The sequence below is a fragment of the Cellulosimicrobium sp. NPDC057862 genome, from assembly GCF_042797035.1.
Lineage (GTDB): Bacteria > Actinomycetota > Actinomycetes > Actinomycetales > Cellulomonadaceae > Cellulosimicrobium.
This window is the reverse complement of the sequence record NZ_JBHVMH010000012.1, coordinates 107,987-134,341: the sequence shown is the minus strand read 5'-3', so window position 1 is coordinate 134,341 and position 26,355 is coordinate 107,987. Positions and strand designations below refer to the sequence as shown.

At 71.4% G+C, this 26,355-nt stretch carries 16 protein-coding genes and 1 tRNA gene; 10 read left to right on the top strand and 7 right to left on the bottom strand.

Annotation, left to right across the window (positions count from 1 at the left end; genetic code table 11):
* Positions 1-77 precede the first annotated feature (77 nt).
* Both ACFVN3_RS15205 and ACFVN3_RS15200 read left to right on the top strand, forming a co-directional pair.
* Entirely contained in the window at positions 78-917 is an 840-nt protein-coding gene (locus tag ACFVN3_RS15205; protein WP_378233760.1) for a thymidylate synthase, read from the top strand.
* A 16-nt stretch (positions 918-933) separates the two neighbouring features.
* Positions 934-1,572 carry a dihydrofolate reductase gene (locus ACFVN3_RS15200; protein WP_378233749.1) on the top strand — a complete coding sequence of 213 codons (639 nt, stop codon included), beginning with the start codon at positions 934-936 and terminating at the stop codon, positions 1,570-1,572.
* 57 nt (positions 1,573-1,629) lie between these two features.
* Here the strand turns inward: ACFVN3_RS15200 and ACFVN3_RS15195 are convergent, their stop codons facing one another.
* Positions 1,630-2,589: a nucleoside hydrolase gene (locus tag ACFVN3_RS15195; RefSeq protein WP_378233748.1), complete on the bottom strand. Its 960-nt coding sequence runs from the start codon at positions 2,587-2,589 to the stop codon at positions 1,630-1,632.
* Between the two features lie 128 nt (positions 2,590-2,717).
* On the opposite strand from ACFVN3_RS15195, the gene ACFVN3_RS15190 reads away from it, so the two are divergent.
* From ACFVN3_RS15190 to ACFVN3_RS15175, 4 genes are all read left to right on the top strand, one after another.
* Positions 2,718-2,790: transfer RNA gene (locus ACFVN3_RS15190), tRNA-Arg, on the top strand.
* 322 nt (positions 2,791-3,112) lie between these two features.
* On the top strand, positions 3,113-4,393 hold the full coding sequence (locus ACFVN3_RS15185; RefSeq protein ID WP_378233745.1) for a hypothetical protein: 1,281 nt from the start codon (positions 3,113-3,115) through the stop codon (positions 4,391-4,393).
* Positions 4,390-5,886 carry a hypothetical protein gene (locus ACFVN3_RS15180; RefSeq protein ID WP_378233744.1) on the top strand — a complete coding sequence of 499 codons (1,497 nt, stop codon included), beginning with the start codon at positions 4,390-4,392 and terminating at the stop codon, positions 5,884-5,886. Before ACFVN3_RS15185 ends, ACFVN3_RS15180 begins: the two co-directional genes overlap by 4 nt.
* Positions 5,887-6,035: 149 nt before the next feature.
* On the top strand, positions 6,036-11,165 hold the full coding sequence (locus tag ACFVN3_RS15175) for an NACHT domain-containing protein (RefSeq protein ID WP_378233743.1): 5,130 nt from the start codon (positions 6,036-6,038) through the stop codon (positions 11,163-11,165).
* Here ACFVN3_RS15175 and ACFVN3_RS15170 read toward each other — a convergent pair.
* A complete protein-coding gene (locus ACFVN3_RS15170) occupies positions 11,135-11,602 on the bottom strand; it encodes a hypothetical protein (RefSeq protein WP_378233742.1) in 468 nt (155 codons plus the stop codon). The genes ACFVN3_RS15175 and ACFVN3_RS15170 overlap by 31 nt on opposite strands.
* Positions 11,603-11,641: 39 nt before the next feature.
* Positions 11,642-12,721 carry a hypothetical protein gene (locus tag ACFVN3_RS15165; protein WP_378233741.1) on the bottom strand — a complete coding sequence of 360 codons (1,080 nt, stop codon included), beginning with the start codon at positions 12,719-12,721 and terminating at the stop codon, positions 11,642-11,644.
* Positions 12,722-13,506: 785 nt separating this feature from the next.
* Here ACFVN3_RS15165 and ACFVN3_RS15160 point away from each other — a divergent pair.
* Both ACFVN3_RS15160 and ACFVN3_RS15155 read left to right on the top strand, forming a co-directional pair.
* Positions 13,507-17,637, top strand: coding sequence for a hypothetical protein (locus ACFVN3_RS15160; protein WP_378233740.1), 4,131 nt, complete (start codon positions 13,507-13,509; stop codon positions 17,635-17,637).
* A gap of 339 nt (positions 17,638-17,976) precedes the next feature.
* Positions 17,977-18,216 (top strand): hypothetical protein, encoded by a 240-nt coding sequence (locus tag ACFVN3_RS15155; protein WP_378233739.1) that lies wholly within the window; start codon positions 17,977-17,979, stop codon positions 18,214-18,216.
* Positions 18,217-18,425: 209 nt separating this feature from the next.
* Here the strand turns inward: ACFVN3_RS15155 and mscL are convergent, their stop codons facing one another.
* From mscL to ACFVN3_RS15140, 3 genes are all read right to left on the bottom strand, one after another.
* Positions 18,426-18,893 (bottom strand): large conductance mechanosensitive channel protein MscL, encoded by a 468-nt coding sequence (gene mscL / locus ACFVN3_RS15150; RefSeq protein WP_378233738.1) that lies wholly within the window; start codon positions 18,891-18,893, stop codon positions 18,426-18,428.
* A 155-nt stretch (positions 18,894-19,048) separates the two neighbouring features.
* A complete protein-coding gene (locus tag ACFVN3_RS15145; RefSeq protein WP_378233737.1) occupies positions 19,049-19,777 on the bottom strand; it encodes an SAF domain-containing protein in 729 nt (242 codons plus the stop codon).
* Between the two features lie 155 nt (positions 19,778-19,932).
* Positions 19,933-20,238 carry an FmdB family zinc ribbon protein gene (locus ACFVN3_RS15140; protein WP_378233736.1) on the bottom strand — a complete coding sequence of 102 codons (306 nt, stop codon included), beginning with the start codon at positions 20,236-20,238 and terminating at the stop codon, positions 19,933-19,935.
* Positions 20,239-20,522: 284 nt separating this feature from the next.
* Between ACFVN3_RS15140 and ACFVN3_RS15135 the strand changes: the two genes are divergently transcribed.
* Positions 20,523-23,066 (top strand): penicillin acylase family protein, encoded by a 2,544-nt coding sequence (locus ACFVN3_RS15135; RefSeq protein ID WP_378233759.1) that lies wholly within the window; start codon positions 20,523-20,525, stop codon positions 23,064-23,066.
* Positions 23,067-23,292: 226 nt separating this feature from the next.
* On the opposite strand, the gene ACFVN3_RS15130 is transcribed toward ACFVN3_RS15135, so the two are convergent.
* The gene (locus ACFVN3_RS15130; protein ID WP_378233735.1) at positions 23,293-23,925 is read right to left on the bottom strand and encodes a 5-formyltetrahydrofolate cyclo-ligase; all 633 of its coding nucleotides are present in this window, start codon (positions 23,923-23,925) and stop codon (positions 23,293-23,295) included.
* 179 nt (positions 23,926-24,104) lie between these two features.
* Between ACFVN3_RS15130 and ACFVN3_RS15125 the strand changes: the two genes are divergently transcribed.
* On the top strand, positions 24,105-26,351 hold the full coding sequence (locus tag ACFVN3_RS15125; protein ID WP_378233734.1) for an NTP transferase domain-containing protein: 2,247 nt from the start codon (positions 24,105-24,107) through the stop codon (positions 26,349-26,351).
* The last annotated feature ends 4 nt before the right edge of the window (positions 26,352-26,355 follow it).

Sequence of the window (26,355 nt, the reverse complement as noted above, 5' to 3'; positions counted from 1 at the left end):
GCGGGGGACCCCGCGCGACCACGGTGCCTAGACTGGCGGGCGTGGCACTCGACGCGACCGACGCCCCGACCGCACCCGTGAGCACCGGCGAGCCTGCGCCGTCGGGCACCGCTCCCGGGCCCGTCCCGACCCCGTACGAGGACCTCCTGCGCGACGTCCTCGCGCACGGCACCCCCAAGGGCGACCGCACCGGGACGGGCACGCGCAGCGTGTTCGGGCGGCAGATCCGCTTCGACCTGTCGCAGGGCTTCCCGCTCGTCACGACCAAGCGCGTCCACCTCAAGTCGATCGCGTACGAGCTGCTGTGGTTCCTGCGCGGCGACTCGAACGTTCGTTGGCTGCAGGAGCACGGCGTGAGCATCTGGGACGAGTGGGCGGACGCCGACGGCGAGCTCGGCCCGGTCTACGGCGTCCAGTGGCGCTCGTGGCCGACGCCGGACGGGCGGCACGTCGACCAGGTCGCCCAGGTGATCGAGCAGATCAGGGCGAACCCCGACTCGCGCCGGCACATCGTCTCCGCGTGGAACGTCGCGGAGATCGAGAACATGGCCCTGCCGCCGTGCCACGCGTTCTTCCAGTTCTACGTGGCCGACGGGAAGCTGTCGTGCCAGCTCTACCAGCGCTCGGCGGACCTGTTCCTCGGCGTGCCGTTCAACATCGCGTCGTACGCGCTGCTCGTCCACATGGTCGCCGCGCAGACCGGGCTCGAGGTCGGCGACTTCGTGTGGACCGGCGGCGACGTGCACATCTACGACAACCACGTCGAGCAGGTGCGCGAGCAGCTCACGCGCGAGCCCTACCCGTACCCGACCCTGCGCCTCGCGCCGCGCGACTCGATCGACGCGTACGAGTACGAGGACATCGAGGTCGTCGGGTACCAGCACCACCCGACGATCAAGGCCCCGATCGCGGTCTGAGCGCGGTCCGGTCGACATGGAGCAGACGACGAGCGCCGGCGCGCCCGGAGTCCCGACGCTCGGGCTCATCTGGGCGCAGGCGCGCGACGCGGCGGGGCGACCCGTCATCGGCGCGGGCGGCACCATGCCGTGGCACCTGCCCGAGGACCTCGCGCACTTCAAGCGCGTCACGTCCGGGCGCCCCGTGGTCATGGGTCGCCGCACGTGGGACTCGCTCCCGCCTCGGTTCCGGCCGCTGCCGGGACGCACGAACGTCGTCGTGACGCGGCAGCCCGGGTGGTCGCCGGGGGACCCGTCGCCGCGCGTCGCTGCGTCCGGCGGTGCGGTGCCCGACGGCGGTCGCCCGGCCGAGCGGGCCGTCGCGCCCGTGCGCGTGACCGGGTCGGTCGCGGAGGCGCTCGCGGCCGCCCGCGAGGCGGCGAGCGACACCGGGTCGGGCGAGGTGTGGGTCATGGGCGGCGCGCAGCTCTACGCCGCGACGATCGCGCTCGCGGACCGGTGCGTCGTCACCGAGATCGACGCCGTCGTCGAGGGCGACACGTTCGCGCCCGAGGTCCCCGACGGGTGGGTCGCGCACGCGGGCGACTGGGCGACGTCGTCCACCGGCCTGCGCTACCGCTTCCTCACCCACGACCACCCCCACCCCACCCGCTGAGTGCATGAAATAGTCGCGCTCGGGTTGTCCGAGCGCGACTATTTCATGCACTCAGCGTCAGGCGGGGTCGAGGCGGCGGAGGGCGTCGAGGACCAGGTCCCAGAAGCGGGTGTCGTCGAGGGTGATCGCGACCTGGGTGCGGCACTCGTCGGGCTCGTCGCCGCGCAGGTCGGCGACCGTCATGCCGGTGGTCAGCGCGCCGTGGAGCTCGACGTCCAGCGGGGCGCGGCGCGTCGTCATGACCTCCGGGTCGATCACGTACGCGACGGCGCACGGGTCGTGGACGGGCGGGTAGGGGAAGCCCTGCGCCGAGCGGTACGTCGCCCCGTAGAAGTCGAGCAGCTCCCCGACGAACCGGGCGGCCGTGGTGTCGAGCGCGGAGAGCCGCTCGCGCACGTCGGGCGTCGCGACGGCCTGGTGCGTGAGGTCCAGCCCGACCATCGTCACGGGCCACGGCTCGTTCAGCACGACGTGCGCGGCCTCCGGGTCGGCGAGCACGTTGAACTCCGCGACCGGCGTGCGGTTGCCCACGTGGTAGCCGCCGCCCATCATCACGACCTCCCGCACGCGCGACACGATGCGCGGCTCCTTGCGCGCCGCCATCGCGACGTTCGTCAGCGGCCCCGTCGGCACGAGGGTGATCTCGCCGGGCTCGGCGCCCATCACGGTCTCCACGATGAGGTCCACCGCGTGGCGCCGGTCGACGGCGCGGCGCGGGGCGGGCAGGACCGGCCCGTCCATCCCGGAGTCGCCGTGGATGTCCGGTGCGACGATCCGCGGCCGGACGAGCGGGCGGTCGCACCCTGCCGCGACCGGGACGTCGATCCCGGCCAGCTCGGCGACCGCGAGCGCGTTGCGCGTGACCTTCTCCAGCGTCTGGTTGCCGGCGACCGTCGTCACGGCGACGAGGTCGACGGCAGGGCTGCCGTGCGCGAGGAGCATCGCGATCGCGTCGTCGTGGCCGGGGTCGCAGTCGAGGAGGACGCGGCGTGGCGCGTCGGTACGTCCGGTGGGCATGCGCCCATCCTCGCGCGCCGACCGGGTGCCGGCCACGCTACGGCCGACGGTCGCCGTCCGTGCGGGCGCACTTCGCCTCCGACGGCCGCCGACAGCTAGGCTGTCCCCCGGCCCGTCCCCGGGGCCGCGCGCCTGTAGCTCAGGGGATAGAGCACCGCTCTCCTAAAGCGGGTGTCGCCAGTTCGAATCTGGCCAGGCGCACCGAGCATCACTGCAGGTCAGAGGTCGAAGAGTCTGACGCTTCCGCTCTAGAACCTCCCCAAACAAGGGCTAATACTGCAACGCTCTGACCTGCACTTATGTTTGCTTGTTGCTCCTCAACCTCCCCCAGACCTCCCCAGGGGAGCCTTCTGCATGGAGTCTCGGACACCCCTCAGTGGCGCGCGTTCCGGAAAGTACAGTCGTCGCGTGCACAGGGCCGACGCCTGCGCCTGGAGTCGATCTGCCCGCAACAGGTGCGTACGTGGCAACATGCATGGGTGGCGACGACGCCGAGAGCCCAAGGCGCGGACGGAGACGAACGATGAACAGCTTCGATGAGGGCCTGCGGTGCCAGGATGTCCACTCCGGCCTCCGCAACCTCGATCCGCACTCACCTCTGCTTGCTCCACTGAGCGACACCCGAGTGGTCGGCATGGCCGCGACAGTGGCAGGACTGATCCGCGGGCGGGACGTAGTAACGGACGCGCAAGCGCTGACCCAGGTAGCTGCCTACCAACTCGATGTTGACCCGTTGGCATTCGGTGAAGTGATCGCGCTGCTAGAGGATGCCGGCTACGTCCAAGGCGTCCAGCGCAGCGGGGGCAAGGTCACCACCTTCACGGAGACAGTGCCGTATTACGATGACCTCTACAGCACCCTCGGGGGAGCATGGCGCGATCGAGCGCCGACCGAAGTAGAGCAGCAACTGCTCCGCGTCGTGGATGGACTTTCCAAGGCACCGGTGCCGCTGGAGGACGTGGAGAATACCTTCGGACTTGACCGCTCCGCAGTTCCGGACCTCATTGAGGTCGGCACGTCGTCTGGTCTTGTTCGGACCCTGCGCACGATCGATGGCGACATCGCATACTCGCCTTTCTTTGGGTTCGAGAACCCTGAGCTCCTAGAGTCGCTCGCAGGGACCCACGGCTCTGACCGTTTGATTGAAGAGCTCTCAGCAGTTCGGAGTCAGCAAGGGCTCGAACTAATCCCCGGCACCTACCCCGTGCTCACCGAGGCCGTCGCTGGCGGCCTCGTTATGGCCCCGGCCGTCACGCTGCCTGACGGCTCCTCCCGTGCCTTCGCGGCGCTTCCGTACGTGTCAGACAAGACTCTGCTTGTCGCGAGGAAGCCTGTGCTCGAGAAGTCGCTGGCTGTGCTTGCATGCTTGCGGAGCGCCGAGCGGTACGGGGAGTACAACACTCTCTCCGCTTCCGGACTGGTGAACGTGATTGACAAGCTTCTCGACCCGAACCGTGGATTCTTGAACCCGAACAGCGCCCATCAACGGCAGTACGCCCTAATGAGAAACGCTGGCCTGATCCGTTTCGGCCCCGACACCATGCCAGGCGGCACCTGGGTGGTACCCACCTTCATTGACACCGAGGACAACCGCGCAGCACTGGGCATCGCGCGCGATCTCATCACACAGGGCGAGTTAGTCGCGCACCGCGTCGAGGACTCAGTCGCTCGCAGCGCCCTGAATGCCGGTACGGCGTACCGCGCTCCGATGCAGACAACGCAGCGGATGCGCCAATCGGTAGAGCCCTCGGCCGAGCACTTCGCGCGAGTCTTTGAGACGGCGATGGGAAGGAGTGCGCTGTGACCGAGCTTGACCTCGGGCTGAAGGTGGGCGTACGGCGCCTGCTCTGGAGCATGGGCTACAGCACCCGTCTCGACGTCGAACTCCGAGGTGAAGGGCATGCGCCACGAGGCCGCGGGTACAGCGGGCCATCGAGCGTACCGGAGACGTTCACTGACCTCGACGTCCTCGGCGTGTTCATAGCGCCGGGCTTCCAACTGACGTCGACTATCGCGGATTGCAAGTCTGGGAAGCGCGACAGGCCGACAGCGCGCATGTTCTGGGCACGTGGAGTGGGCGACCTCTTCGGCGCCGACCACGTGATGCTAGTGCGCGAGCACGACGTCAACGACGCGACGCGTCAGTTGTCGAACCGTCTGGGCATCACCGTTCTGCCTTCGGCCGACCTGACCACCATGCAACAGTTGTACGGCAACCCGCTGGATGATCACACGGGGCCACTCGGCGTCCTCTTCGATCGGGCTGCAGTGGCGCGTAATCTGGCAGCCTTCACCGGACTGGACCGCCGCCTGGAGCCTCTACTTGAGTACCGCGAGTTCGACTACTGGGTGTACGAGCAACACCGCAACCCAGTTCAGCTCGTGGCTCACCTCCAAGATGCAGCGAGGCACCTCAGCCCTCGCAACCGGATACACCTCGCACTCTTCGTCGATCTGGCCTGGCAGTACATCGTCACGCTCGTGCACGCGTGTGCATACGTCCAGAGCGCCTATCTGAGGGACCAGGATCGCGGGTTGCAGGAGTATCTCTTCGGAGGCGCTACGAACTTGCGGGAGAAACTCGAGGTCGCAAACTTGCTGCGAAGCGTCGCGCCCGCGGGTGTACAACGTCTCGATCACCTCCCGCCGTACTATTCACAGATGCGGGAACTCGTCGCCCGCCTCATGCGGCGGCCCGCCGAAGTCCAAACTGCTTTGCGCTATGCCGAAGCCGCCTCGGCAATGATGGCTGCGGGCACGCGCGTGAAACTTCAAGATGCCTTCGGTACTGACTTCCACCCAGTCGCGGCTAAGCTCGTCGCCGACGTCTGCGGCTTCCTAGTTGCGGCGGCCGGCCTCGACCCCGAGTTCCGAGTTCAAGCGCGAGCTTGGCTCCTGGGTGAACCGATCGCGACGGCAACACTGCCCAGGCGCTCCCTCGAACCAGGCACGCCTGTAGCGCGGGCTGAACCAAACGATCCGAGCGGCTCTGTTGACTCTGGGCGCGCGGCCGATCAACCTGGGAAGGGAAGGCCCTCGCAAACCGAAACGTTGCTAACGTCGACGTCCGCAGAGTCTTCGCGCGCATCCTCTGGAAGTCCTGATGGGGCAGGTGGTCGAGACGTCGAAGTGAGGTCATCTCCAGTTGCCCCGGGACTGGTCAGCGATGACTCTCCACTGGACGAAGCGCCGTCGAAGCCGGTCCAAGGCGAACTCCAGGTACATCCTCTGCTGCCGGACAAGGTGGATGAGGAGAACCTTGGGGGCAGTGCCAGTACCACCGTCGAGCCGGGATAGTTTTCGGGCTCGGTGATTGATGCGCGTGCGGTCCCAGCAGATTGGCGTTCCGGAGGGTTCTCGCGCGCATGCGCATCCAGCACGGCCGGTGCGACGCAGCGAGCGAGCGGGTACCTGTCGGCTGCGAACGGCAAGATAGCAGCGTGACGATGAGACAGCTCGACCTGCCAGCGACGCTGTGGTCTGTTCCAGACGGGCCCTTGCCGGACCCGCCGGTGCAGACCCGGCAAGCTCTGCTGCCCGTGGGCGACTTGACCCCGGAGAACGCGGAGCGACTGTTCACACGGCTTCTGGAAACCGAAGCACACATCGAGCACGCGACCCTGTACGGACTGCCCGGGCAAACCCAGGCAGGAATCGATGTGTACGCGCGAGCAGCACCCTCGCTCGACGCCGCCGGGGCGGGAAGAAGTTACGTAGCACTGCAGTCACGCCGGGTGAAGCGCCTCACAGCCGCATCGATCACCTCCGCGGTCACCGACTTCCTCGGCGGCGAGTGGGCAGACCGGTGTTCTCGGTTCTACTACGCCACGAGTTCGTCGCTTCGCGACACCAAGCTGGATGCCGCAGTCCGCTCCGCGAGGGAAACCCTTATGGGGATCGGCATCGAGTTTGAGCCGTGGGGAGTGGAAGAGATCGCCTCCCGCCTCCGTGATCATCCTCTGCTGGTGGATGACTTCTTCGGACGGGCGTGGGTGACCGCGTTCTGCGGAGCGGACCGCGCTGCGGAGCTTGCCCGGCGGATCACCCCCGAGCAGGCCCGCGCAGCCCGCGCGGCCCTCGGAGACCTTTACCGGGCCGCGTTCCGGTCGCAGGGTGCCTCGCCGACGGTCACCGGCACGCACACACGCGGTCTGTCGTATCTGATCCTCGATACACAATCGGTGCCGGAGGGTGCGCTTTCACAAGTCCCTGCAATGGAGCCAGAGCAGACGGATCCACTGGTGGCAGACCAGCCACCTGAAGAGTCTGCGCGAACACCCCTGATGATGCGCCGCCGCACCCGCCGACCTGCGCGACGCGAGCCGGTCCGATCCGCGGATGCGGACCGGCCACGCACTCCTGTCGACGAATGGGCCGAGTCGGAGCGCCTACGGCTGCTCATCGGCGCGCCCGGATCGGGCAAGTCCAGCTTCCTCATGTTTGCCGCCGCAGATATCCTCGCTGCCGAACCGCAGTCCGCGGCGCTGCAGCGGGCACACGGCGGCAACTTGCCGTTATGGTTGCCGTTCGGGTTCCTATGCCGTCACCTCGACGGATCCACGACAAACTCGGTCGTCTCGGCGATTCGGGCCTGGATCACCCAGCAAGGTGGACCGTCAGCTTGGGATCTCACGCAGCCGGCACTTGAGGACGAACGGGCGATCCTGCTCGTCGATGGCGTCGACGAGTGGAACGACCCCGCATCCGCAGAGTATGCGCTGGGCCTAATCGAGTCATTCCTGTCTCAGCGACAAATCGGCGCGATCCTCACTGCTCGCCCGTACGCGGTGGACCGGCTGAACTGGGTGGAGCCGTGGACGAAAACGGTCCTGGCACCGCTCACCCACGCTCAGCAGGTCGATCTGGTCACCCGGGTACTAACGGAGTCCGACACGATCGGTGCCGACACTCCATCCACCCCGCACGCGCAGTCATTCCTGGCTGAACTGACCCAGATACCGGCGTTGAGTCCCCTTTTGGGTACACCTCTGTTTCTCAGACTGCTGGCGAAGTCATGGCGGGGAGAGTCGCTGCCGCCGCAACGGTTCCACCTTTTCTCCGCGCTGGTCCAACTTCTGGTGGACAAGCACCCCCAAATGCGCCGCCGTGCGACCCACGCGGCGGGATCGGAGTTCTCCACCAGCGACATGCTCACGGTGCTCCGTGGCGTCGCCTACCAGACCCGCATGGAAGGCGGTTCTGCCATTCGTCCCCGACAGGAGATGGAACGGCGGTTCCGGGAGGAGCTTCGCCGCGACGACGGCCTGGCCTATCCGGCGGCCGACGCGGCCCGGGTGGCGGCAGAAGCGCTGTCACAGGCGGAGGACGAGTATGGCCTACTCGTCCCGCAAGGCGTCGGCATGGTCGGGTTCCTCCATCGGGTTCTGCTCGATCAGCTGGCAGGCGAGCACCTGGCTACGCTCCCGCCCCACGAGCAGGAGAGCGTCTTGACCGCGCGCGCAGGCGACGCCACATGGCGGGATGTACTGATCGCCGGGCTCGCCACCCAAGTCAACGCACACGTCAACGCGTCCCTGCTTACCCGGCTTTGCGAGCACACCGATGTGGACCCGGTCGACAAATACGAACTCATCGCCGATGCTATCGCAGCAGACGTCGCGATCACTGCGCGTAGGCAATCAGAATGGGTCGCGGAGATTGTCAACCGGGTCAATGAGCACGCCGACATCACCCACCGTGCCACGCTGATCACGTCGCTGGTATCAATGACGAAACACGCGTCGCTGCGACCCCTACTGCTCACCACCTTCGCGCGTTGGCTCAACGCCGCGCACCCCGAGCCGACTTCACCGCTGTGGATGCTCCGAGACCCCGCGGTCGCGGAGACAGGGGTCCTTCCCACGTTGCTCTGGGGTCTGCGACACGAGGACGAGTCTGTCCAGCTGAACGCCGCCCACGCGATAGCAATCCGATACGCCGGCGACGTGACGATCGGCGCTCGAATCGAGACGAGCGTCCGCGAGGGGGCGAACGCCATCGACCAGGCGTTCGCGCTGCTGTGCCTGGGAACAGGCTGGCCGGACTGGCCAAAGCTGCCCGCCCTCCTCGAATGGGCTCGATCGCAGATCACCCCGGAGCTACGGATCTGCGCCCTGCACCTGCTGCGGGAGGCCCCGGGCGGAGAGTTCGATTGCCTCACTGACGCGGAGCGGCAGTGGTTTGGAGGATTCCTGCGGCATGAGCGGCTGCGGCCGCGAGAGCACTGGGAGAACCTTGCTATCCCGTTCGTGCAGCATGCGCTGGCGGGGAAGCCAGAGGCGACGCGGTTCGTGCTGGAGACCCTTTCCGGCAATGGCATGAATGGCGGAAATCGGTCGATGGCCTGGCTGTTGGCCTGCACCACGTTCAGCGACGACCACGCGATCAAGGACTGGGTAGCCGACGAGTTGGGGAATCCCGACCGCAACGGACTCTTGCTGTACAACCTTGCGCTCATCCCACAACCGTGGCGCGCGGACGCAAAGTTCGCGCTAAAGGCCGCCGCGACCATCCGGAAAGACGTCTCGACTCCGCGGTTGAGCGATGGTGTTATCACCCTCGCTGAACAGTTGCCCGACGACGAGGCACTCGACGCGCTCCTGCCGGCACTGGATTCGTGGCGGCCCGTCCCTGTCGGTTCAGTGCTGCTACAACGGTTTCGGGACCGGCCTGAGGTGCGCGCGGCATTCGAGGAGCGCCTGCACGGGCCTCTGGAGTCAGCCGCACCTCTCGCACCGCTGGCGCTGGACGCGCTCGGTGTCGCTGAGGGATTCCGGGTGCTCGTGGCCTTGCTCAGGTCTTCGGCCGACGTGGGTGACGGCGAAGTGCGGGTCATCATTGCGATGGCTGTCGCCGATGCCTGGGCCCGGGTCGCCAGCACCCCGAAGGACTCCGAGTCCGCCGCGATACTGCGCGAGTACGATCCGGACGAACTCGCGACGCGCTGCACTGCGGTCGGGACGAGCTACCTCAACTGGCATGTCGACGCGATCATCAACGCCTGGCCGGCGCATAAGGCGGTCGTCGCGTTCGCGATGCAGGCATTGCGGCACCCCCGGTATGTCACTAGTGGGATTCACGACCCGGCTCCTCCGGCGATTGTGCGCGCGTACGGCGCCCGCACGGACACCACCGCGAACGCGATGATGGATGCGGTTCTCGACCAACTCGCCTACTTGCCACCGCAATTGCGGGAGGTGCTCGTCGATGCCCTAACCCGCTCCGACCTCACCCCGGGTACCTTGCGCAACGTGCTCGAGGACTGGAATGAGGACCCCGACGTCTGGGTACAGCGCACGGCACTGACTGGCCTGATCCGTCGGGTCGAGCGATACCGGATCTCACCAAGTGCTGAGCACGAACAGACTGAGTTGGCCGCCGATTGGTTGCGCACACAGGTGCAAGCCGAGCTCTGCGGGTACGGTCCGGCGATGGACTACCGGCGGCAGACCGGGTGGGTCGGGATGCTGTTACTCGGCGAACTATGGCTGCATGACGGTCTCCTAGAGACCAGAGGAGAATCCACGCCACCAGGGGTGCAGCTCCGACACTGGTATGGAGGCATCGATCGGGAACTGGTCGACCTGCTTAACGCCAAATGGGACGAAGTGTCTACTCACTTCGGCGACGACCTGTTCACACTGCTGTCGGCCTCAAACGCCAGGGACGTGCGCGAGGACGCTCGAGCAACCGTGCTCGGCCAGCTCAGCGTCAGCTCGTCGCCGCACCCGTCGATCAGTGATCTCATTCGTTTGGAGGCAAACGGAAACCCTCAGTTCCGCAGCAGTGTCGAGTACCTGCTCTGGTCGCATCGCGGCGGACGGCGCGATATCGACCTATTCGTCGCTTGCCTGACAAGCGTGAATTCCTCCAGCTCGGTTTGGCGAGAGACGAACGAGATCTACGACCTGCTGGTCGACCCGGACCTCTGGCGGGTCCCCACCGGCACGCTCGAAGACACGCTGACGCAGCAGCCTGGCTTCGACATCACCCCGGAACTGCGGGCGTTGTACTGCGAGCTGTTCCCGACCGAGGCGCGCAGCCGCACGATGTTCGTCGACCTGGAGGCTTGGTTCCGCGCCGGCAAACCCCGAGATCGTCGCGAGTGGATCGACACGCTCGCCGTCGCCGTCCGGTCTTCACCGCCCAGCGCCTTGCCCGTGATCGTCGAACGAGCACACCACCAGATAATGGTCCAGGACGCCGCCCACCTGTTCCCACTGCTCACAGGCCCGCTCGTGCGCAGACTCCGCCACGACGCGGACGCGGTCTCCGCACTCCGATCCGCAATTCACGATCCCGCCGCCGTAGATACCAGCACCCCGATCTGGGCGCAGACACCCGAGGTCGGAGAGACCAGCAACCCAGCGATAAGCACTCAAAGGTCCTATCTAATGGCAAAGGTTCTTGACCGCGCCGGGCTACTCGACGAGAGCACCGCGAAGATTGCGAGGGACATGCTCGCCGTCACAAACCCGGATGTGGTGGTCCATGATCCATTCACTGCTGTCGAACGTCTGGCCCGTGCGGCAGCAGTCACGCTGACTCAACGCCCCCGGCGCGAAATTGACCCATGATTTTCCGCGCGCTGCACAGTCGCTACGCACCCTGCCTCCGACGGTGGCTTCGATCTGACGCAAGAGGCCATCCGCGGGGATCTGCGGACCGCGAGCACCTGGCACTGCACTGGGAACGACTCCGCGCAGACGTCGGCCCACGCCTCGACGACGTCACCGTCGTCCAGGGCGTCGCCGTCGACCCGCCCGCCGTCCGCGTCCAGGACGACGGTGCTCGCGGACAGGAGCGCCATGCCCTCGTAGTAGGGGTCGGAGGCGTCGACGAGCCGCGGACCGCGGTCGTCGCGGTCGACGGTCCCGGCGACGTCCGCGGGCCGGTCCGGCGGCGCGGCAGGCTCGTCGGCCGTGCACCCGGCCAGCGCCAGGGCGAGCGCGGTCACGAGGGGGAGCGCGCGGTCGGTCGCGCGCAGAGTGCTGGCGTGGGGAGACCGGCGCATCCTCGGATCCTCCCACCGTCGTCGTGCGGCTGGACGGTCCTACGCGGGGGCGGGCGTGGACGGTGCGGGGGTCGGCGCCGTGCCGGTGCTCCCGCCCGTCTCGGCCTCGGTGCCCTCACCCGTTCCCGCGCCGGTGCCCTCGCCCGTCCCAGGGAGGGGTTCCGTCGGCTCGGGCGCCGGCGTCGTCGGGTCCGGTGAGGGCTCCTGCGTGGGCTCCTCGGTGGGTTCCGGCGTCGGCGTGGTCGAGGGCTCGTCGGTCGGTGCCGGGGTCGGCGTGGTCGACGGAGCGGGCGCCGGATCCTGGGTCGGCACGGTCGACGGGTCCACGGCCGGGTTCGACGGCGCGGGCGTCGCGGGGTCGTCCGTGCCGGTCGAGCGCTCGCGGCTGATCGTCGTCCCCGAGCCCTCCACGCCCCGCACGGCGTCGGAGATGGGCTTGCCGATCGCGAGCTCGACGACGAGGACGACGCCCATCACCACGACGAACAGGGCGAGCGCCGAGACGGTCAGCACCCGGCCGCGGCCGTAGCGGTCGACGAGCCGCAGCCAGGCGTTCTGCGGCGGCTCCGGGTCCGTGCCCGGCTCGGGCGGAGCGCCGACGTCGCCCCGGTCCACGGACTCCTCCGTCCCGGTCGCGTCGTCGTCCGGCTCGGCGGGCGCCGCCGCACCCGCGTCGGACGCCGGGTCCGCCACGACGACCGTCCCGCGCGGCACGCTCGCGACGGCGGTCGTGACGGTGGTGGTCGTCGCGCGGTCGCGTGCGGTGCTCCCGCCGGTGGTCACCTGCACGACCTTGCCGACGACGGGCACGAGCTGCTCGCGCGTCTTCTGGATCGAGCGCGTGTAGACGTAGTTCGCGACGACGGTGAGGGCGCTCGCGATGCCGGCGCCGATGATCGTGCCGGCGGTCCCGAAGTACGACAGGAGCACGGTGGTGCTCACGGCGGCGAGAGAGCTCGCGACGACCTGCGTGAGGGAGAGGCGGGCCGGGGCCTCGCGCTCCTTCGCGGGTGCGGTCTCCGCGGCGGCGCGCCCTGCCTCGCGTCCGGCGTCGTGGGGCACGGGGCGCGAGGCGGGGGAGTCGTCGCTGTCGGGGCGGGATGCGGGGGATGTCGTCACGTGGTGCGGTTTCCGGTCGTCGGCGGGCAGGACCACCCGCCGCCACCGGCCGTGGACGACGACCGCGCGCCAGGGACCGGCGTCGGGCCACGGGCGTCCTCCCACGGTAGGTCGCTCGTGTGGACCTCGCTCAGGGGCGTCGTGCCGGGGGCTCAGAGGAACGGGAGAGATCCTGTGACGCCGCCGGTCGGAGCGGTGCGGAGCGCGCACCGGCGTCGGTGGTCGGGCCCGGGTGGTGCACGACCCCGGGGCGACGGGGACGGCGGCCCGACGACGGCGACGTATCCTGCCGAGGGCCGCGTGGACCGCCGTCGGACGCCGCGGGAGCCTCGCCGTACGCTGCGCGGTGTGGCGTGCGCCACAGTGTGGAGGAGGCCGTCCGGGCTCTCGAATTCGCGGAATCGCGCGCATGTTGTGGACGCTCGTCCAGGTGGTTCTCAGGCGTCTCCGGGGAGCGCGGGTGATTCACCCGTCCAGGACCGTGGGCCGTGTTGACGCCTGGCATCCCGCCGTGCAAGATAGTCCTCGACAGCGCGCATCGCCTGCCCCCTGCGCGGTGCGCGCTGTTTCACACTTCTCCGGGAGAACGCCCCGGAATAGCTCGGAACGACGGCCTCGGAACACGAATTCTCGTGATCCGGGGCCGTTCGTCGTCCCGCCTCCGACGCGCCCCACGCTCGACCCGACGGAGCGCGGCCCCGGCCCGTCGCCGCCCGGCGGACCGGGTCGCCGACCCTCCGGCGCGCCGCGCCGGGGCTCGCGAGACGGACGGTTAGCGTCGGAGGGTGAATGCCGCAGCCCGCACCAGCTCAGCCGCCCGGAGCGTGGCCGATCCTGCTCGGCTGCCCTCGACCGCTCCCGACGCGACCGACCAGCCCGCCGCCGAGGCGGCGGACGTGACACCGCCCCGCCCCGTGCTCGTCCCCGAGCCCACCACGGCCGACCTCGTCGACGAGGCCGTGACGCGGTGGCGCGCCGGCCTCGTCGAGCTCGCCGGGGGGTCGTCGCTCGCCGACGTCTCGCTCCTCGGCGACGCCGTCGTCGACCTGACGGCGGCCCACCCCTCGGGTGTCGCCCAGCTCTTCGCCGGGCGGCCGACCCGGCTCTCGAACCTGTTCCGCGAGGGTGGGTCGCTGCCTGCCGCGCGGCGCCGCGCGCGCGCCGTCGTGGTCCGCGCCGCCGAGCACGCCCAGCGCTACGGCGTCGCGCCCACGTACCTGGCGATCGGGGTCGCGACCTGGACCCAGAGCCTCGCGGCACCGCTCGCGGAGGACGACGTCGCGGCGCTCGCTCGGGTCGCGGGTCGCACCCCCGCGACGATCGTCCCGAGCGCGGACGACGACGTGGCCGCCCCGGGCGCCGACGGACCCGGCCGCCCCACGGACGGGGACCAGGGCCCCGCGGTCCCCGACGCGCAGGGCGGGTCCGCCGGGCACGACGACGCACGCGTCCCCGACGCCGGCCACCACCCGCGGGGCACGGTCGAGGAGGGCGAGCAGGAGCCGACGTCCCGGACCGTGCGCGCCCCCGTGCTCCTGCGCCCCCTGACCGTGACCCCGCGCGGCGACGGGGAGGCCGACTACGAGCTGACCCTCGAGCCGACGGCCGAGATCAACCCGCTCCTCGCGCGCACGCTGCGCGCGCACGGCGCGCTCCTCGACCCGGTGACGCTCGCACGCTCCACGTTCACCGGCGCGGGCTTCGACCCCGGCGACGCGACCCGTCGCATCGCCGCGCTGGGCCAGGCCGTCCTCGACGACTTCGACCTGACCCACCGCGTCCTCGTCGGCACGTTCGTGCACCCGGGGCAGGTCCTCGTCGACGACCTCGACGAGCTGGCGCCCGCACTGGAACGGCACGAGGTCGTCGCCGCGCTCGCCGGGGACGAGAAGTCCGCCACGGCGCTGCGCGCCGAGCTGCCCGCACCGCGCGTCGGCGACGCGGACCCGGTGCACGAGCGCGGCGCCGGCGACCTCGACCCGTCCCAGCGCCACGTCGTCGACGTGCTCGCGAGCGGGTCGCACCTCTTCGTCGACGCGCCGGCCGGGTCCGACGTCGCGGGCACGCTCGCGGCCGTCGTCGCCGAGGCCGCGGCGTCGGGACGCCACGTGCTGTACGTCCCGGGTCACCGCCGGGCCGCGGACGCGCTCCTCGCACGGCTCGACGAGCTGGGCCTGGGCGGCCTCGTGCTCGACATCGTCCCGGAGCCGACGTGGCGCGAGACGGCGTCGCACCGCCTCCTGTCCGCGATGGCGTCCGAGCCCGAGCCGGTCGAGGACGAGGATCTCGCGCGCACGCGCGACGCGCTCCTCGGCGCGCGCGCCCGGCTCGCCGGGTACATCGAGGCGCTGCACCTCGTGCGCGACCCGTGGGGCGTCTCGGCGTACGACGCGCTCCAGGCGCTCGCCCGGCTGACCGCCGAGCGTCCGGCCCCCGACACCCGGGTGCGCCTCACGACCGAGGTCGTGCTCGGCGTCGGGCCGCAGCGGGAACGCGCCGCCGCGGAGCTGCGCGAGGCCGCCCTGCTCGGTGCGTTCACCGCACGGGCGACCTCGACCCCCTGGTACGGCGCCGCCCTCACCACGCCGCAGGAGGCGCACGACGCGCTCGTGCGCGTCGAGCGGCTGCGCACGCACACGCTCCCGCAGCTGCGCGCGCAGGTCGAGCAGGTCGCGCAGCGCACCGGGCTCACGCCCGCGACGACGCTGCGCCAGTGGGGCGACCAGCTCACCATGCTCGGGGGGATGCGCGGCACGCTCGACGTGTTCCAGCCGCTCATCTTCGAGCGCACCGCCCAGGACATGGTCGAGGCGACCGCGACCAAGCAGTGGCGCGAGCAGCGCGGCGTCGAGATGGGCTGGTTCGCCCGGCGGAGGTTGCGCCGCCAGGCGCGCGACATGGTCCGCCCCGGCGTCCGCGTGCCCGACCTGCACGCCGCGCTCGTCGAGGTGCAGGCGCAGCGCGCGGTCTGGCAGGAGCAGTGCCCGCGCGGCGGCTGGCCCGTCCTGCCCGAGGGGCTGTCTGCCATCGAGGACACGCACGAGGCCGTGCGCATCGACATGGAGGAGCTCGCGCCTGCGCTCGACGGCACCCCGGGTGGCAACGACCTCCTCGACGCCCCGCTCGACGCGCTCGCGGCGCGGCTGGACGCGCTCGCCGAGGACGCCGAGTCCCTCGACTCCCTGCCCGCGCGGACCGCCATCGTGCGCCGGCTCACCGACCTCGGCCTCGGCGAGCTCCTCGCCGACCTCGCGGCGCGCCGCGTCGAGCCCGACTTCGTGGGGCCCGAGCTCGAGCTCGCGTGGTGGAGCTCGGTCTTCGAGCAGGTGCTCGCGCAGGACCAGGCGCTGGCCGGCCAGGACGGCGCCGGCCTCGACGCGCTCGCGCGCCGGTTCCGCGACCTCGACCGCACGCACGTCGCGTCCCTCGCGGCACCGGTCCGCGCGGCGGTCCGCGACCACCTCGGGACGGCGATGCGCGAGCACCGCGACGAGGCCGAGGACCTGTTCACCGAGCTGCTCGAGGGCCGGCTCGTGAGCCTGCGGGAGACGTCCGAGAAGCACCCGGCCGTGCTGCGACGCCTGCGTCCCGTGCTCGTCGCCACGCCGACCCTCGTGCCGCACCTCGTCCCCGCGACGCGCACCGTCGACCTCGTGGTCCTCGACGCGATCGAGCACGCGCCCGTCGAGCTCGTGCTCTCCGCGCTCGCCCGTGGGCGGCAGGTCGTCGCGGTGGGCGACCCGCGCGCCGCCTCGACAGAGACCGTGCGCGAGCTCGCCGAGCTGCTCCCGACGGTCGAGCTCCTCGCCGACGGCTCCCGGCGCGACCCCTTCGTCACGACCTTCCTCGCCGAGCACGGCTACGACGGCGTCCTGCGCCCCGCGCCCCTGCCCCGCGCCGAGGTCCTCGTCCAGCTCGACGTCGTCGACGGCGCCGGCATGCCCGACCCGACGTCCGGCGCGGTCGAGAGCACGCAGGCCGAGGTCGACCGGGTCGTCGAGGTCGCGATCGAGCACGCGCTCACGCGGCCCGACGAGTCCCTCGCGATCGTCACCGTCACGCCGCTGCACGCCGACCGCATCCGCGACGCCCTGCTCGTCGAGGTGCGCCAGAACCCTGCGCTTGCCGGCTTCTTCTCCGGGTCGCGGGCCGAGCCCGTCGTCGTCGCCGACGTGTCCGGCGTCGCCGGTCTCGTGCGCGACACCATCGTCCTGTCCGTCGGGTTCGGCCGGACGCCGCACGGCCGCGTCCTGCACCGGTTCGGCATCCTCAACACGCCCGGCGCCGAGGCGATGCTGCTGGACTCCGTCGGCGCGACCCGCCGCCGCCTCCACGTCGTGTCGTGCTTCACCGCGGGCGACCTCGACCCCGAGCGCCTGCGCGGCGCGGGCGCCCGGCTGCTCGCCGAGGTCCTCGACCTCGCGGAGCAGCGCAGCGGCGCCGCCGACCAGGTGACCCTCGGCAACGGCGTCGACCTCGGCGGCAGCCCCGACCGGCTCGTGCTCGACCTCGCCGAGCGCCTCTGGCGCGCCGGCCTCGTCGTCGAGACCGACTACGGCATCGGCGACGGCGACCGCGTCCCGCTCGTCGTCGGCCACCCGGACCTGCCCGGCGAGCTTCTCGTCGCCGTCCTCACCGACGACGCCGCGTACGTCGCCGAGCGCAGCGTGCGCGTGCGGGACCGGCAGGTGGCCGAGCGCCTCGAGCGCATCGGGTGGACCGTCGCGCAGGTGTGGTCCGCCGCCGCGTTCCTCGACCCCGCCAAGGAGGCCGAGCGCATCCGGCGGGTCGTGCAGGCGGTGCGCGACGAGCGGCTCCCGGAGACCGGGGGCGTCGCGCAGACCGGCGGGGGCGACCGGATCGTCGTCGTGCCGGTGATCGACGACGACGAGCAGCACGGCGACGACGACCTGTAGCAGTCGGCGTGGGATCACTGCCCGCGTGGTCGGGCTGGGGTCGGGGCCAGGGGGAACTACCCGCATGGTCGGGCTGGGTGCGGGGTGGGAGGCGGCGCCGGGTCTACCATCCGCCGCTCGTGCCTCGCGGCTCCCGCCAGGCCCGCCACGACCCGGCGCCGCCTTCCACCCCGCCACGTCGTCTCACCGTGTGCCGCGCTGCCAGAGATCACGGGTGCTCGTCGCCGCACGGGTGATCGTGTCGCGCGCGGGTCCCGGGCGTGGTGCCCTCGCGCGTCTCACCGGCAGGGGTGGCGGGTGGCCGACGTCGGGCCGCCCTGGCGGTGCGACGATGGGGGCGTGAGCACCACGTCCGACCCGAGTCCTGACCGCACGCACGACGCGCCCGACGGCGCGGGGCGGCGTCGGCGGCCGCGGCGGGCCGTGCGGCGGGGGACCGAGAGCGAGGTCGTGTCCGGGGTGAGCGCCGACGAGCGGTCCGAGGGCTGGGGCGACGAGGCGGCGCCCGGACGTGGGGTCCGGGGCGAGAACGACGACCGCCTGCTCGGGGACGTCCCGCCGCACTACGGGCGGCACTGACCGCGACACCGATGACGGCCTACGGACGGTACTGACACGGTCGAGTCCCCGCGGTCGGCCCGTGGCGGGGGTCGTCGGCGCCGAGCTGCTTGCCGACGTGCCGAACCCGGGGTCGTTCCCCCTCCATGGCGTCAGGTGAGGAGCAACCCCGGGTTCGTCCGAGGGCCGCCGCGCCGCGGGATCTCAGGCGGCGGTCGGGCGGCTCGCGCTCAGAGGTCGCGCGGCGGCGTCGGGCTGCCCGGTGCTGCGCCGGGACCGCTGCCCGCCTGGGCGGCGAGGAGGTCGCGGATCTCCTGGAGGACGCGTACGTCCTCTGCCGGTGCCTCGGGCTCGGGCTCGACGTCCTGCTTGCGGCGCTCGGCGAGCTTGTTCATCGGGAGGACGATGACGAAGTAGAGCGCGATCGCGATGATCAGGAACTGGAGGAACGCGTTGAGGAGGCCACCGACGGAGAGGACCGAGGCCTCGACGCCGTCGTGGGCCGGGCGCAGCGTGATGTCCCAGAGGTTGGAGATGTCCGGCTTGCCGAAGATGGCGCCGATGATCGGGTTGATCAGGTAGGTGACGATCGCGTCGACGACCGAGGCGAACGCCGCGCCGATGACGACGCCGACCGCCAGGTCGATCGCGTTGCCTCGGAGCACGAACTCCTTGAATCCCTGGAACACGCCCTTCATGTGCTGCTTCCCTCTCAGGTCGGTGGTCCGCGTGGCGGCGGTGCCACGACAGGTGCACGCGCGATCCTCCCAACGCGGGTACCGATGGGCAACGGCCTGGCCCGGCGGGTCGGGCACCGGCGTCCGGTTCACCCGTCTCCGAGCCCGGGTCGCCGTCAGGGCACGAGGACGGCCGTGACGGCCGTCTGCCCGCTCACGGCAGCGAGCCGGACCGCCTCCTCGGGGAGCACGGCGACGAGCGTCACGACGTCCGAGCCGGACCCGCCCGTCCCGAGCAGCCCGCCCCCGCCCTGGGGCTCGGGTGCCGGGACGACGACGGCCGCGCGGGCGAGGTAGGGGTCGACGGCCGCCGGGTCCTGGCCCTCGGTCGACGCGTCCGTGGGGGCTGTCGTGAGCACCAGGTCGCCCGTGGCGAGGAGATCGACGCGGTCTCCCGGGCCGAGGAGGGCCGCGACGCCGGGGTCGAGCCGGACGGGCGCGACGACCGTGCCCGCCGGAGCCGCGGCGGCGAGCTCGCCACCGGCGACGAGCGCGTCCTGGAGCAGGGTGCCCGCGGGCAGGGTCACGGTCGCGCGACGCCCGACGACGTCGTCGGGTCGTGCCGCGGCGCCCGCGGGGACGACCTCCGCGGACACGGGGTCCACGCGGAGGTCCGCCTCCGTCAGCACGGCACCCGCCGGGACCTCACGCGTGGTGACGACGGCAGGTGCGGTCGGGGGCGGGGGAGGGCGGAGCGCCCCGACGACCACCGAGGACGCGGCGCCGCAGCACAGCGCGGCCACGACGAAGCGGGACCGCCACCACACCCCGCGCAGCAGCCGTCGCCGCGCGGGCGAGCGGTCGGGTCGCGGGCGGGGGTCCGGCAGGCGGGACGAGCGCAGCATGGCGCGACCGTAGCCGTGCGACGGGCGCCGACGGTCGCCGACGGGTGCGAATCTGTGGACGGGACGCGGCGTCGACCCCGACGCGCCGTCCCGAGAGGGGCTGTGGTCGACCGCCGAGGGCAGGGCCGCCGTGGACCGCGCCCACGGGCGTCAGATCAGGAGGCGGTCGAGCTTCCCGACGAGGACGAGGTGCTGCTCGAGCCGCCGGACGTGCTGCTCGCGCCGGACGCCGCGGAGGAGGAGGCCGGCTTCGAGGCGGCGGGCGCCGTCGAGGACTTCCCGCCCGAGCGCGAGTCCGTGCGGTAGAAGCCTGAGCCCTTGAACGTCACGCCGACCGAGGAGAACACCTTGCGCAGGCGACCCGAGCACTCGGGGCACACCGTGAGGGCGTCGTCGCTGAACGACTGGTGGATGTCGAAGGCGTGACCGCAGGCGGTGCACGTGTACGCGTAGGTGGGCACGGGTTCTCCTCGTTCACGAGACGGCCGTCGGGCGGCCACCGGCGGGTCGGGATCGGGTCGGTCTCGGCCGGGTCGTCGGTGTCAACACCGCCTGGCACTCGAAACTTCCGAGTGCTAATCATACGCGGCCCGGTGCCCGCCCCGGGCCGGGTAGTCTCGCATCCGTGTCTGTGCACGAACCCGCCGAGGCCCCCGCCGGTGACTCCGTCCCCGGTGCCGACCCCGCGACGCCGGCCGAGGCGCCGGCTCCGCCCCGGCGCCGGCGTTCGGCACGACGGCGCGTCCTGATCGGCGTCGCCGTGCTCCTGGTCCTCGCGCTCGTCGCCGGTGCCGCCTTCGTCGTCGTCACCGTGCGCCGGCCGCTGCCGCAGACGTCCGGCGAGATCGAGCTCGCCGGGCTCGAGGGTCAGGTCACGGTGCTGCGCGACGCCCAGGGCGTGCCGCAGATCTACGCGGACACCCCGGAGGACCTCTTCCGCGCGCAGGGCTACGTCCAGGCGCAGGACCGCTTCTTCGAGATGGACTACCGCAGGCACGTCACCGCGGGCCGGCTCGCCGAGCTCGTGGGCGACAATCCCGACGCGATCGCTGCCGACACCGTGACGCGGACGTTCGGCTGGCGGCAGGTCGCCGAGGAGGAGTGGGACGTCGTCTCGCCCGAGACGAAGGCATACCTCCAGGCCTACGCCGAGGGCGTCAACGCGTACCTCGAGAACCGCAGCCCGTCCGAGATCGCGATCGAGTACACCGTGCTCGGGCTCCAGGTCGACGTCGCCGAGCCCGAGCCCTGGGACCCGGTCGACTCGCTCGCCTGGCTCAAGGCGATGGCGTGGGACCTCCGCGGAAACTACGACGACGAGCTGGAGCGCGCGCTGTCCTACAGCACGCTCCAGGACGCGGGGCGCGTCGCCGCGCTGTTCCCCGCCTACCCGTCCGACGTCAACGCGCCGATCCTCGACCCCGGCGAGCTCGAGAATCCTCAGCAGGTCGCGCTCGAGCTCGGCCCCGAGGCCCGCGCCGCGTACGGCTCGGACCATCTCCAGGGCGCGCTCGAGGCCGCCGACCGCGCGCTCGACGCCGTCCCCGTGCTCATCGGGCGCGGCGAGGGCACGGGCTCCAACTCGTGGGTCGTCTCCGGCGACCACACCGCCAGCGGCAAGCCGATCCTCGCCAACGACCCGCACCTGAGCCTCGGCGCCCCCGGGATCTGGGCGCAGGTCGGGCTGCACTGCAACGAGGTCGGGCCGCAGTGCGCGTTCGACGTCGCGGGCTTCTCGTTCGCCGGGTTCCCCGGCGTCATCATCGGCCACAACGCGCAGCTCGCCTGGGGCCTGACGAACATGGGCGCCGACGTCACCGACTTCTTCGTCGAGCGCGTGCGGGACGACACCTACCTGCGCGGCGACGAGTGGGTGCCGCTCGAGACCCGGACCGAGACGCTGAGCGTCGCCGGAGGCGAGGACGTCGAGTTCGAGATCCGCTCGACCGTGCACGGGCCGATCGTCTCCGAGGCGATCCCCGCGACCGAGTCCGCCGTCGACACCCCCGCCCTCGACACGCGCCTGGGCGAGTACGCCGTCTCCCTGCAGTGGACCGCGCTCGAGCCGGGCCGCACCGCCGACGCGGTCTTCGCGTTCAACCTCGCCCAGGACGCCGACGACATGCAGGCCGCCGCGGCGCTCTTCGAGGTGCCCGCGCAGAACATCGTCTTCGCGACGGTGGACGGCCAGATCGGCTACCAGGCGCCCGGCAAGATCCCGGTCCGTCAGGCGGTGCCCGACGCCGAGGTGCCGTCGGACGGCACGTGGCCCCGCGACGGCTCCGACGAGCGCTACGACTGGCAGGGGTACGTCCCGAGCGAGCAGATGCCGCGCGTGGTCGACCCGGCCGAGGGATTCGTCGTCGCAGCCAACCAGGCCGTCCTGCCCAGCGGCGTCGCGCCGTTCCTCACGACCGACTGGGACTACGGCTACCGCTCGCAGCGCATCCGCCAGCTCCTCGAGGCCGAGATCTCCGCCGGGCGACCGGTCGACGTCGACACGATGAACGAGATCCAGACCGACGACCGCAGCCCCTACGCCGAGGTGCTCGTGCCGCTCCTGCTCGACCAGGAGATCGACGACAGCTTCGAGGCCGAGGGCCAGGCGCTCCTCGCGGACTGGGACTACCGGACCGACACCGACTCCGCCGCGGCCGCGTACTTCGCCGCGGTCTGGCGCAACCTGCTCCAGCTCACGTTCTGGGACGACCTGCCCGAGTCGGCGCGACCGAACGGCGGGAGCCGCTGGCTCGCCGTCGTGCAGAACCTCCTCGAGAACCCGACCGACCCGTTCTGGGACGACCGCCAGACCGTCAGCGTCGTCGAGACGCGCGACGAGGTCCTCACCCAGGCGCTCGTCTCCGCCCGCCTCGACCTGACCGTGGAGCAGAGCAAGCAGCCCTCCGACTGGGCCTGGGGCACGCTCCACGTGCTCGCGCTCGAGCACCCGATCCTCGGCGGCGAGTCCATCCCCGGTCCTGTCCGCAACTGGGTCAACCCCGACCCCGTCGGCATGCCCGGCGGCTCGTCGATCGTCAACGCGACGGCCTGGGACGCGGCCTCCGGCTCGTTCGACGTGACGGCCGGCCCGTCGATGCGGATGGTCGTCGACCTCGACGACCTCGACCGCTCCACCTGGGTCACCGTCACCGGCACCTCCGGCCACCCGGCGTCCAGGCACTACTCCGACCAGCTCAAGACCTGGGCCCGCGGCGAGACCTACGACTGGCCGTTCTCCACTCAGGCCGTCGCCGAGGCCAGCAAGGACGAGCTCACCCTCGTCCCGTAGTCCCCGGTCCGGGCGCGGGGCCGTCGCGCCACCCGGTGCTCGGACGTCTGGCCGAGATGCGAGAAATGGCCCCTCCAGGCCTCGCCCCAGGGGCCACTTCTCGCGTCTCGTCGCCACGCGCGCGACCCTCGGCGGGGCGTGGCGACGACGGCAGGCCGAGCGCGACGGGCCGACCGGTCCGTGGTCCGGACGGGCCCCGCGGGAAGGGGCCCCGCTGCCGGAGACGCTACGGGAGCCAGCGCCAGCCGAGGGGGGTCACGACGGCGTCGACGGTCTTGTCGTGGGACTCGACCGGGAGCGGGCGGTCGGACGCGTCGTAGACCTCCTCGGGGAAGACGACGGCGACGACCTTGGTCCCGGGGCGCAGGTGCTCGAGGGCGCGGTCGTACCAGCCGCCGCCCTGGCCGAGCCGGACGCCTCGTGAGTCGACGGCGAGCGCGGGGGCGACGACGACGTCGGCCTGGGCGATGGCCTCGGCGCCGAGCGGCGGGGTCCCGGGTTCGGGCGGTCGGCCGGGGGCGCGGACCTGGAGGTCGGCCGGATCGTCGTACAGGGCCCAGTCGCGCTGGAGGCCGGCGCCGAGCACGGGGAGCAGGACGCGCACGCCGCGTGCGGAGAGACGTTCGAGCATCTCGGTGGTGCCGGGTTCGGTGGGGCGGGCGGCGTAGGTCGCGACGCACGTGGCGGTGGCGACCTCGGGGATGGTCTCGACGACGTCGGCGATCGCGGCGGCCGCATCCTTGCGGAGCCGCTCGGACCGCGCCTGGCGGTTGGTGCGGATGGCCTTGCGGAGGATCTCCTTCGCGTCCTCGGCTTCGATGCTTCCGTGCAGGGGGTACGGCTGGACCGGGCCACTCATGTCCCTATTGTCACCCGGCTCGCGGTTCCGTGCGGACGCAGCGCGGGTGACCTTCGGCCCTGGTGGGCCGGATCGGGTTCCGTCGACGGGTCCGGGGTGCCTATGATCGGGGAGAGCCAGTAGTTCGGACTCCTGACAAATGAGTCGTTGTCCGACGGAGGTCGACCAGTGAGGACGCCATGACCGCGACGACGCCCGCGAAGACCAGCGCGACGACCCCGCGACCGCGAGGGAGCGCGCACGCCCGGACCGCGCGGGCCGCCGTCGTGCTCGCCGCGGGGCACGACGCCGCGTCGCGCGAGCTCCTGTCCCGCCCGCTGGGCAGCGCGACGGTCGTCGAGCTCGCGGTGGCGAACGTGCGCCGCGTCGTGGACGCGAGCCGCATCGTCGTCGTGGTGGCGCCCGACGACCCGACGGTGCGCGAGCTGCTCGGCGAGGACGTCGTCTACGTCGAGCAGGAGGCTCCGCTGGGCACCGGCGACGCGGTCCTCGCAGCGCGCGGGGCAGTCGCCTCGGTGCTGGGGCTCGGGGTCGACGAGCCGGTGCTGGTCGCGTACGCGGACACGCCGCTGCTGCGCTCGGAGTCGCTCCTCGGCCTGCTCACGCGCCACACCCTCACCGGCGCGGACCTCTCGCTCCTCTCGGCCGTCGTGGACGACCCGGACGGCTACGGCCGCGTGGTCCGCGCCGAGGGCGAGATCACGGCGATCCTCGAGTCGTCCGAGGCGGGCGGCATCGCCGAGCCGCGCACGGAGATCAACGTCGGTGCGTACGTCGCGGCACCGGGCCTGCTGTTCGGCGAGCTCGAGCGCATGGCGTCCGACGGCGAGCACCGCCTCACGGAGCTGGCCCGCCGCGTCATCGGCGCGGGCAAGCGCATCTCGTCGTACCGGATCGTCGACGTCGACGAGGTGCGCGGCATCAACACGCCGGACGAGCTCGCGCAGGCGGCGGACATCGTCCTCAAGCGCCTGTTCGTCCCGAAGAAGAACACCGACACCAAGATCGTCTTCGGCACGGGCGGCTGGCGCGCGGTCATCGGCGAGGGGTACACGCTCGCGAACGTGCGCCGGCTCTGCCAGGCGATCGCGAACGAGACGATCCGCCGCGGCCTCGACGGCAAGGGCGTCGTGATCGGCGGCGACCGCCGCTTCCTCTCGCGCGAGTCGGCCATCGCGGCGGCCGAGGTCTTCGCGGGCAACAACATCGCGGTCACGCTCCTGCCCGACGACGTCCCGACCCCGCTCGTGACGTTCGCCGCCCCGTACCTCGGCGCGGCGTACGGCGTCATCGTCACGTCGAGCCACAACCCGCCCGAGTGGAACGGCATGAAGGTGTTCCGCCAGGACGGCTCGCTCCCGCTCGACGACGAGACGGACCGCTACCAGGACGAGGCCAACGCGCTGTCGGTCGACGACGTCATCACGCTCGACATCGACGTGGCGCGCAGCGCCGGCGTCGTGGTGGACCGGTCGCTCACCGACCCGTACGTGGACGCGATCGAGAAGATCATCGACGTGGACGCCGTGCGCGGCTCGGACCTCCAGGTGATCGTCGACCCGATGTACGGCACGAGCCAGCTCACGCTCGGCACGATCCTGTCCGACATGCGCGTGCGCTCGGAGTTCATCCACGCGACCCACAACCCCCTTTTCGGCGGGGTCGCGCCCGCGCCGGACCTCCAGCGCCTGAGCACGCTCGTGACGATGATCCAGCAGGGCGGGGGCCGCTACGACCTCGGCATGGCGACGGACGGCGACTCCGACCGCATCGGTATCGTCGACGAGACCGGCGAGTACATCTCCACGAACGACCTGCTCCTCCTCCTGTACTGGTACCTGCACGAGGTCCGCGGCGAGAAGGGCGGCGTCGTGCGCAACCTCGCGACGACGCACCTGCTCGACCGCCTCGCAGCCCACTTCGGCGAGGAGTCGCGCGAGGTCAAGGTCGGCTTCAAGCACGTCACCGCGGGCATGGAGGAGATCGGTGCCGTGCTCGGCGGCGAGTCGTCGGGCGGCCTGACGATCCGCGGCTGGATCCTCGGCAAGGACGGCATCTTCGCGTGCGCCCTGGTGGCCGAGATGCTGGCCCGCACGGGCAAGCGGATCTCCGAGCTGCGCGCGATGATCTACGAGATCACGGGTCGCCTCCACACGCTCGAGGCGGGCGTCCCGGCGACGCCGGAGATGCGCGTCGAGGTGCCGCGGCGCCTCGAGGCGGAGCCGCTCACGCACGTCGGCCCCTACCCTGTCGTCTCGGTCTCCCACCTCGACGGCACCAAGATCCTCCTCGAGAACGACAACTGGGCGCTCCTGCGGTTCTCCGGCACCGAGCCCGTCCTGCGCATGTTCGTCGAGGCGGACTCGCCCGAGAAGGCCGCCGAGCTCCTCGAGTGGCTCCAAGGGTTCGTCACCGCCGGCGTCTGACGGC

What these genes read in the sequence shown, in the direction of transcription:
- ACFVN3_RS15200 (WP_378233749.1), top strand. Translation starts at nt 934, where the DNA reads ATGGAGCAGACGACGAGCGCCGGCGCGCCCGGAGTCCCGACGCTCGGG.
- ACFVN3_RS15195 (WP_378233748.1), bottom strand. Translation starts at nt 2,589, where the DNA reads ATGCCCACCGGACGTACCGACGCGCCACGCCGCGTCCTCCTCGACTGC.
- ACFVN3_RS15185 (WP_378233745.1), top strand. Translation starts at nt 3,113, where the DNA reads ATGAACAGCTTCGATGAGGGCCTGCGGTGCCAGGATGTCCACTCCGGC.
- ACFVN3_RS15175 (WP_378233743.1), top strand. Translation starts at nt 6,036, where the DNA reads ATGAGACAGCTCGACCTGCCAGCGACGCTGTGGTCTGTTCCAGACGGG.
- ACFVN3_RS15170 (WP_378233742.1), bottom strand. Translation starts at nt 11,602, where the DNA reads ATGCGCCGGTCTCCCCACGCCAGCACTCTGCGCGCGACCGACCGCGCG.
- mscL (WP_378233738.1), bottom strand. Translation starts at nt 18,893, where the DNA reads ATGAAGGGCGTGTTCCAGGGATTCAAGGAGTTCGTGCTCCGAGGCAAC.
- ACFVN3_RS15145 (WP_378233737.1), bottom strand. Translation starts at nt 19,777, where the DNA reads ATGCTGCGCTCGTCCCGCCTGCCGGACCCCCGCCCGCGACCCGACCGC.
- ACFVN3_RS15130 (WP_378233735.1), bottom strand. Translation starts at nt 23,925, where the DNA reads ATGAGTGGCCCGGTCCAGCCGTACCCCCTGCACGGAAGCATCGAAGCC.
- ACFVN3_RS15125 (WP_378233734.1), top strand. Translation starts at nt 24,105, where the DNA reads ATGACCGCGACGACGCCCGCGAAGACCAGCGCGACGACCCCGCGACCG.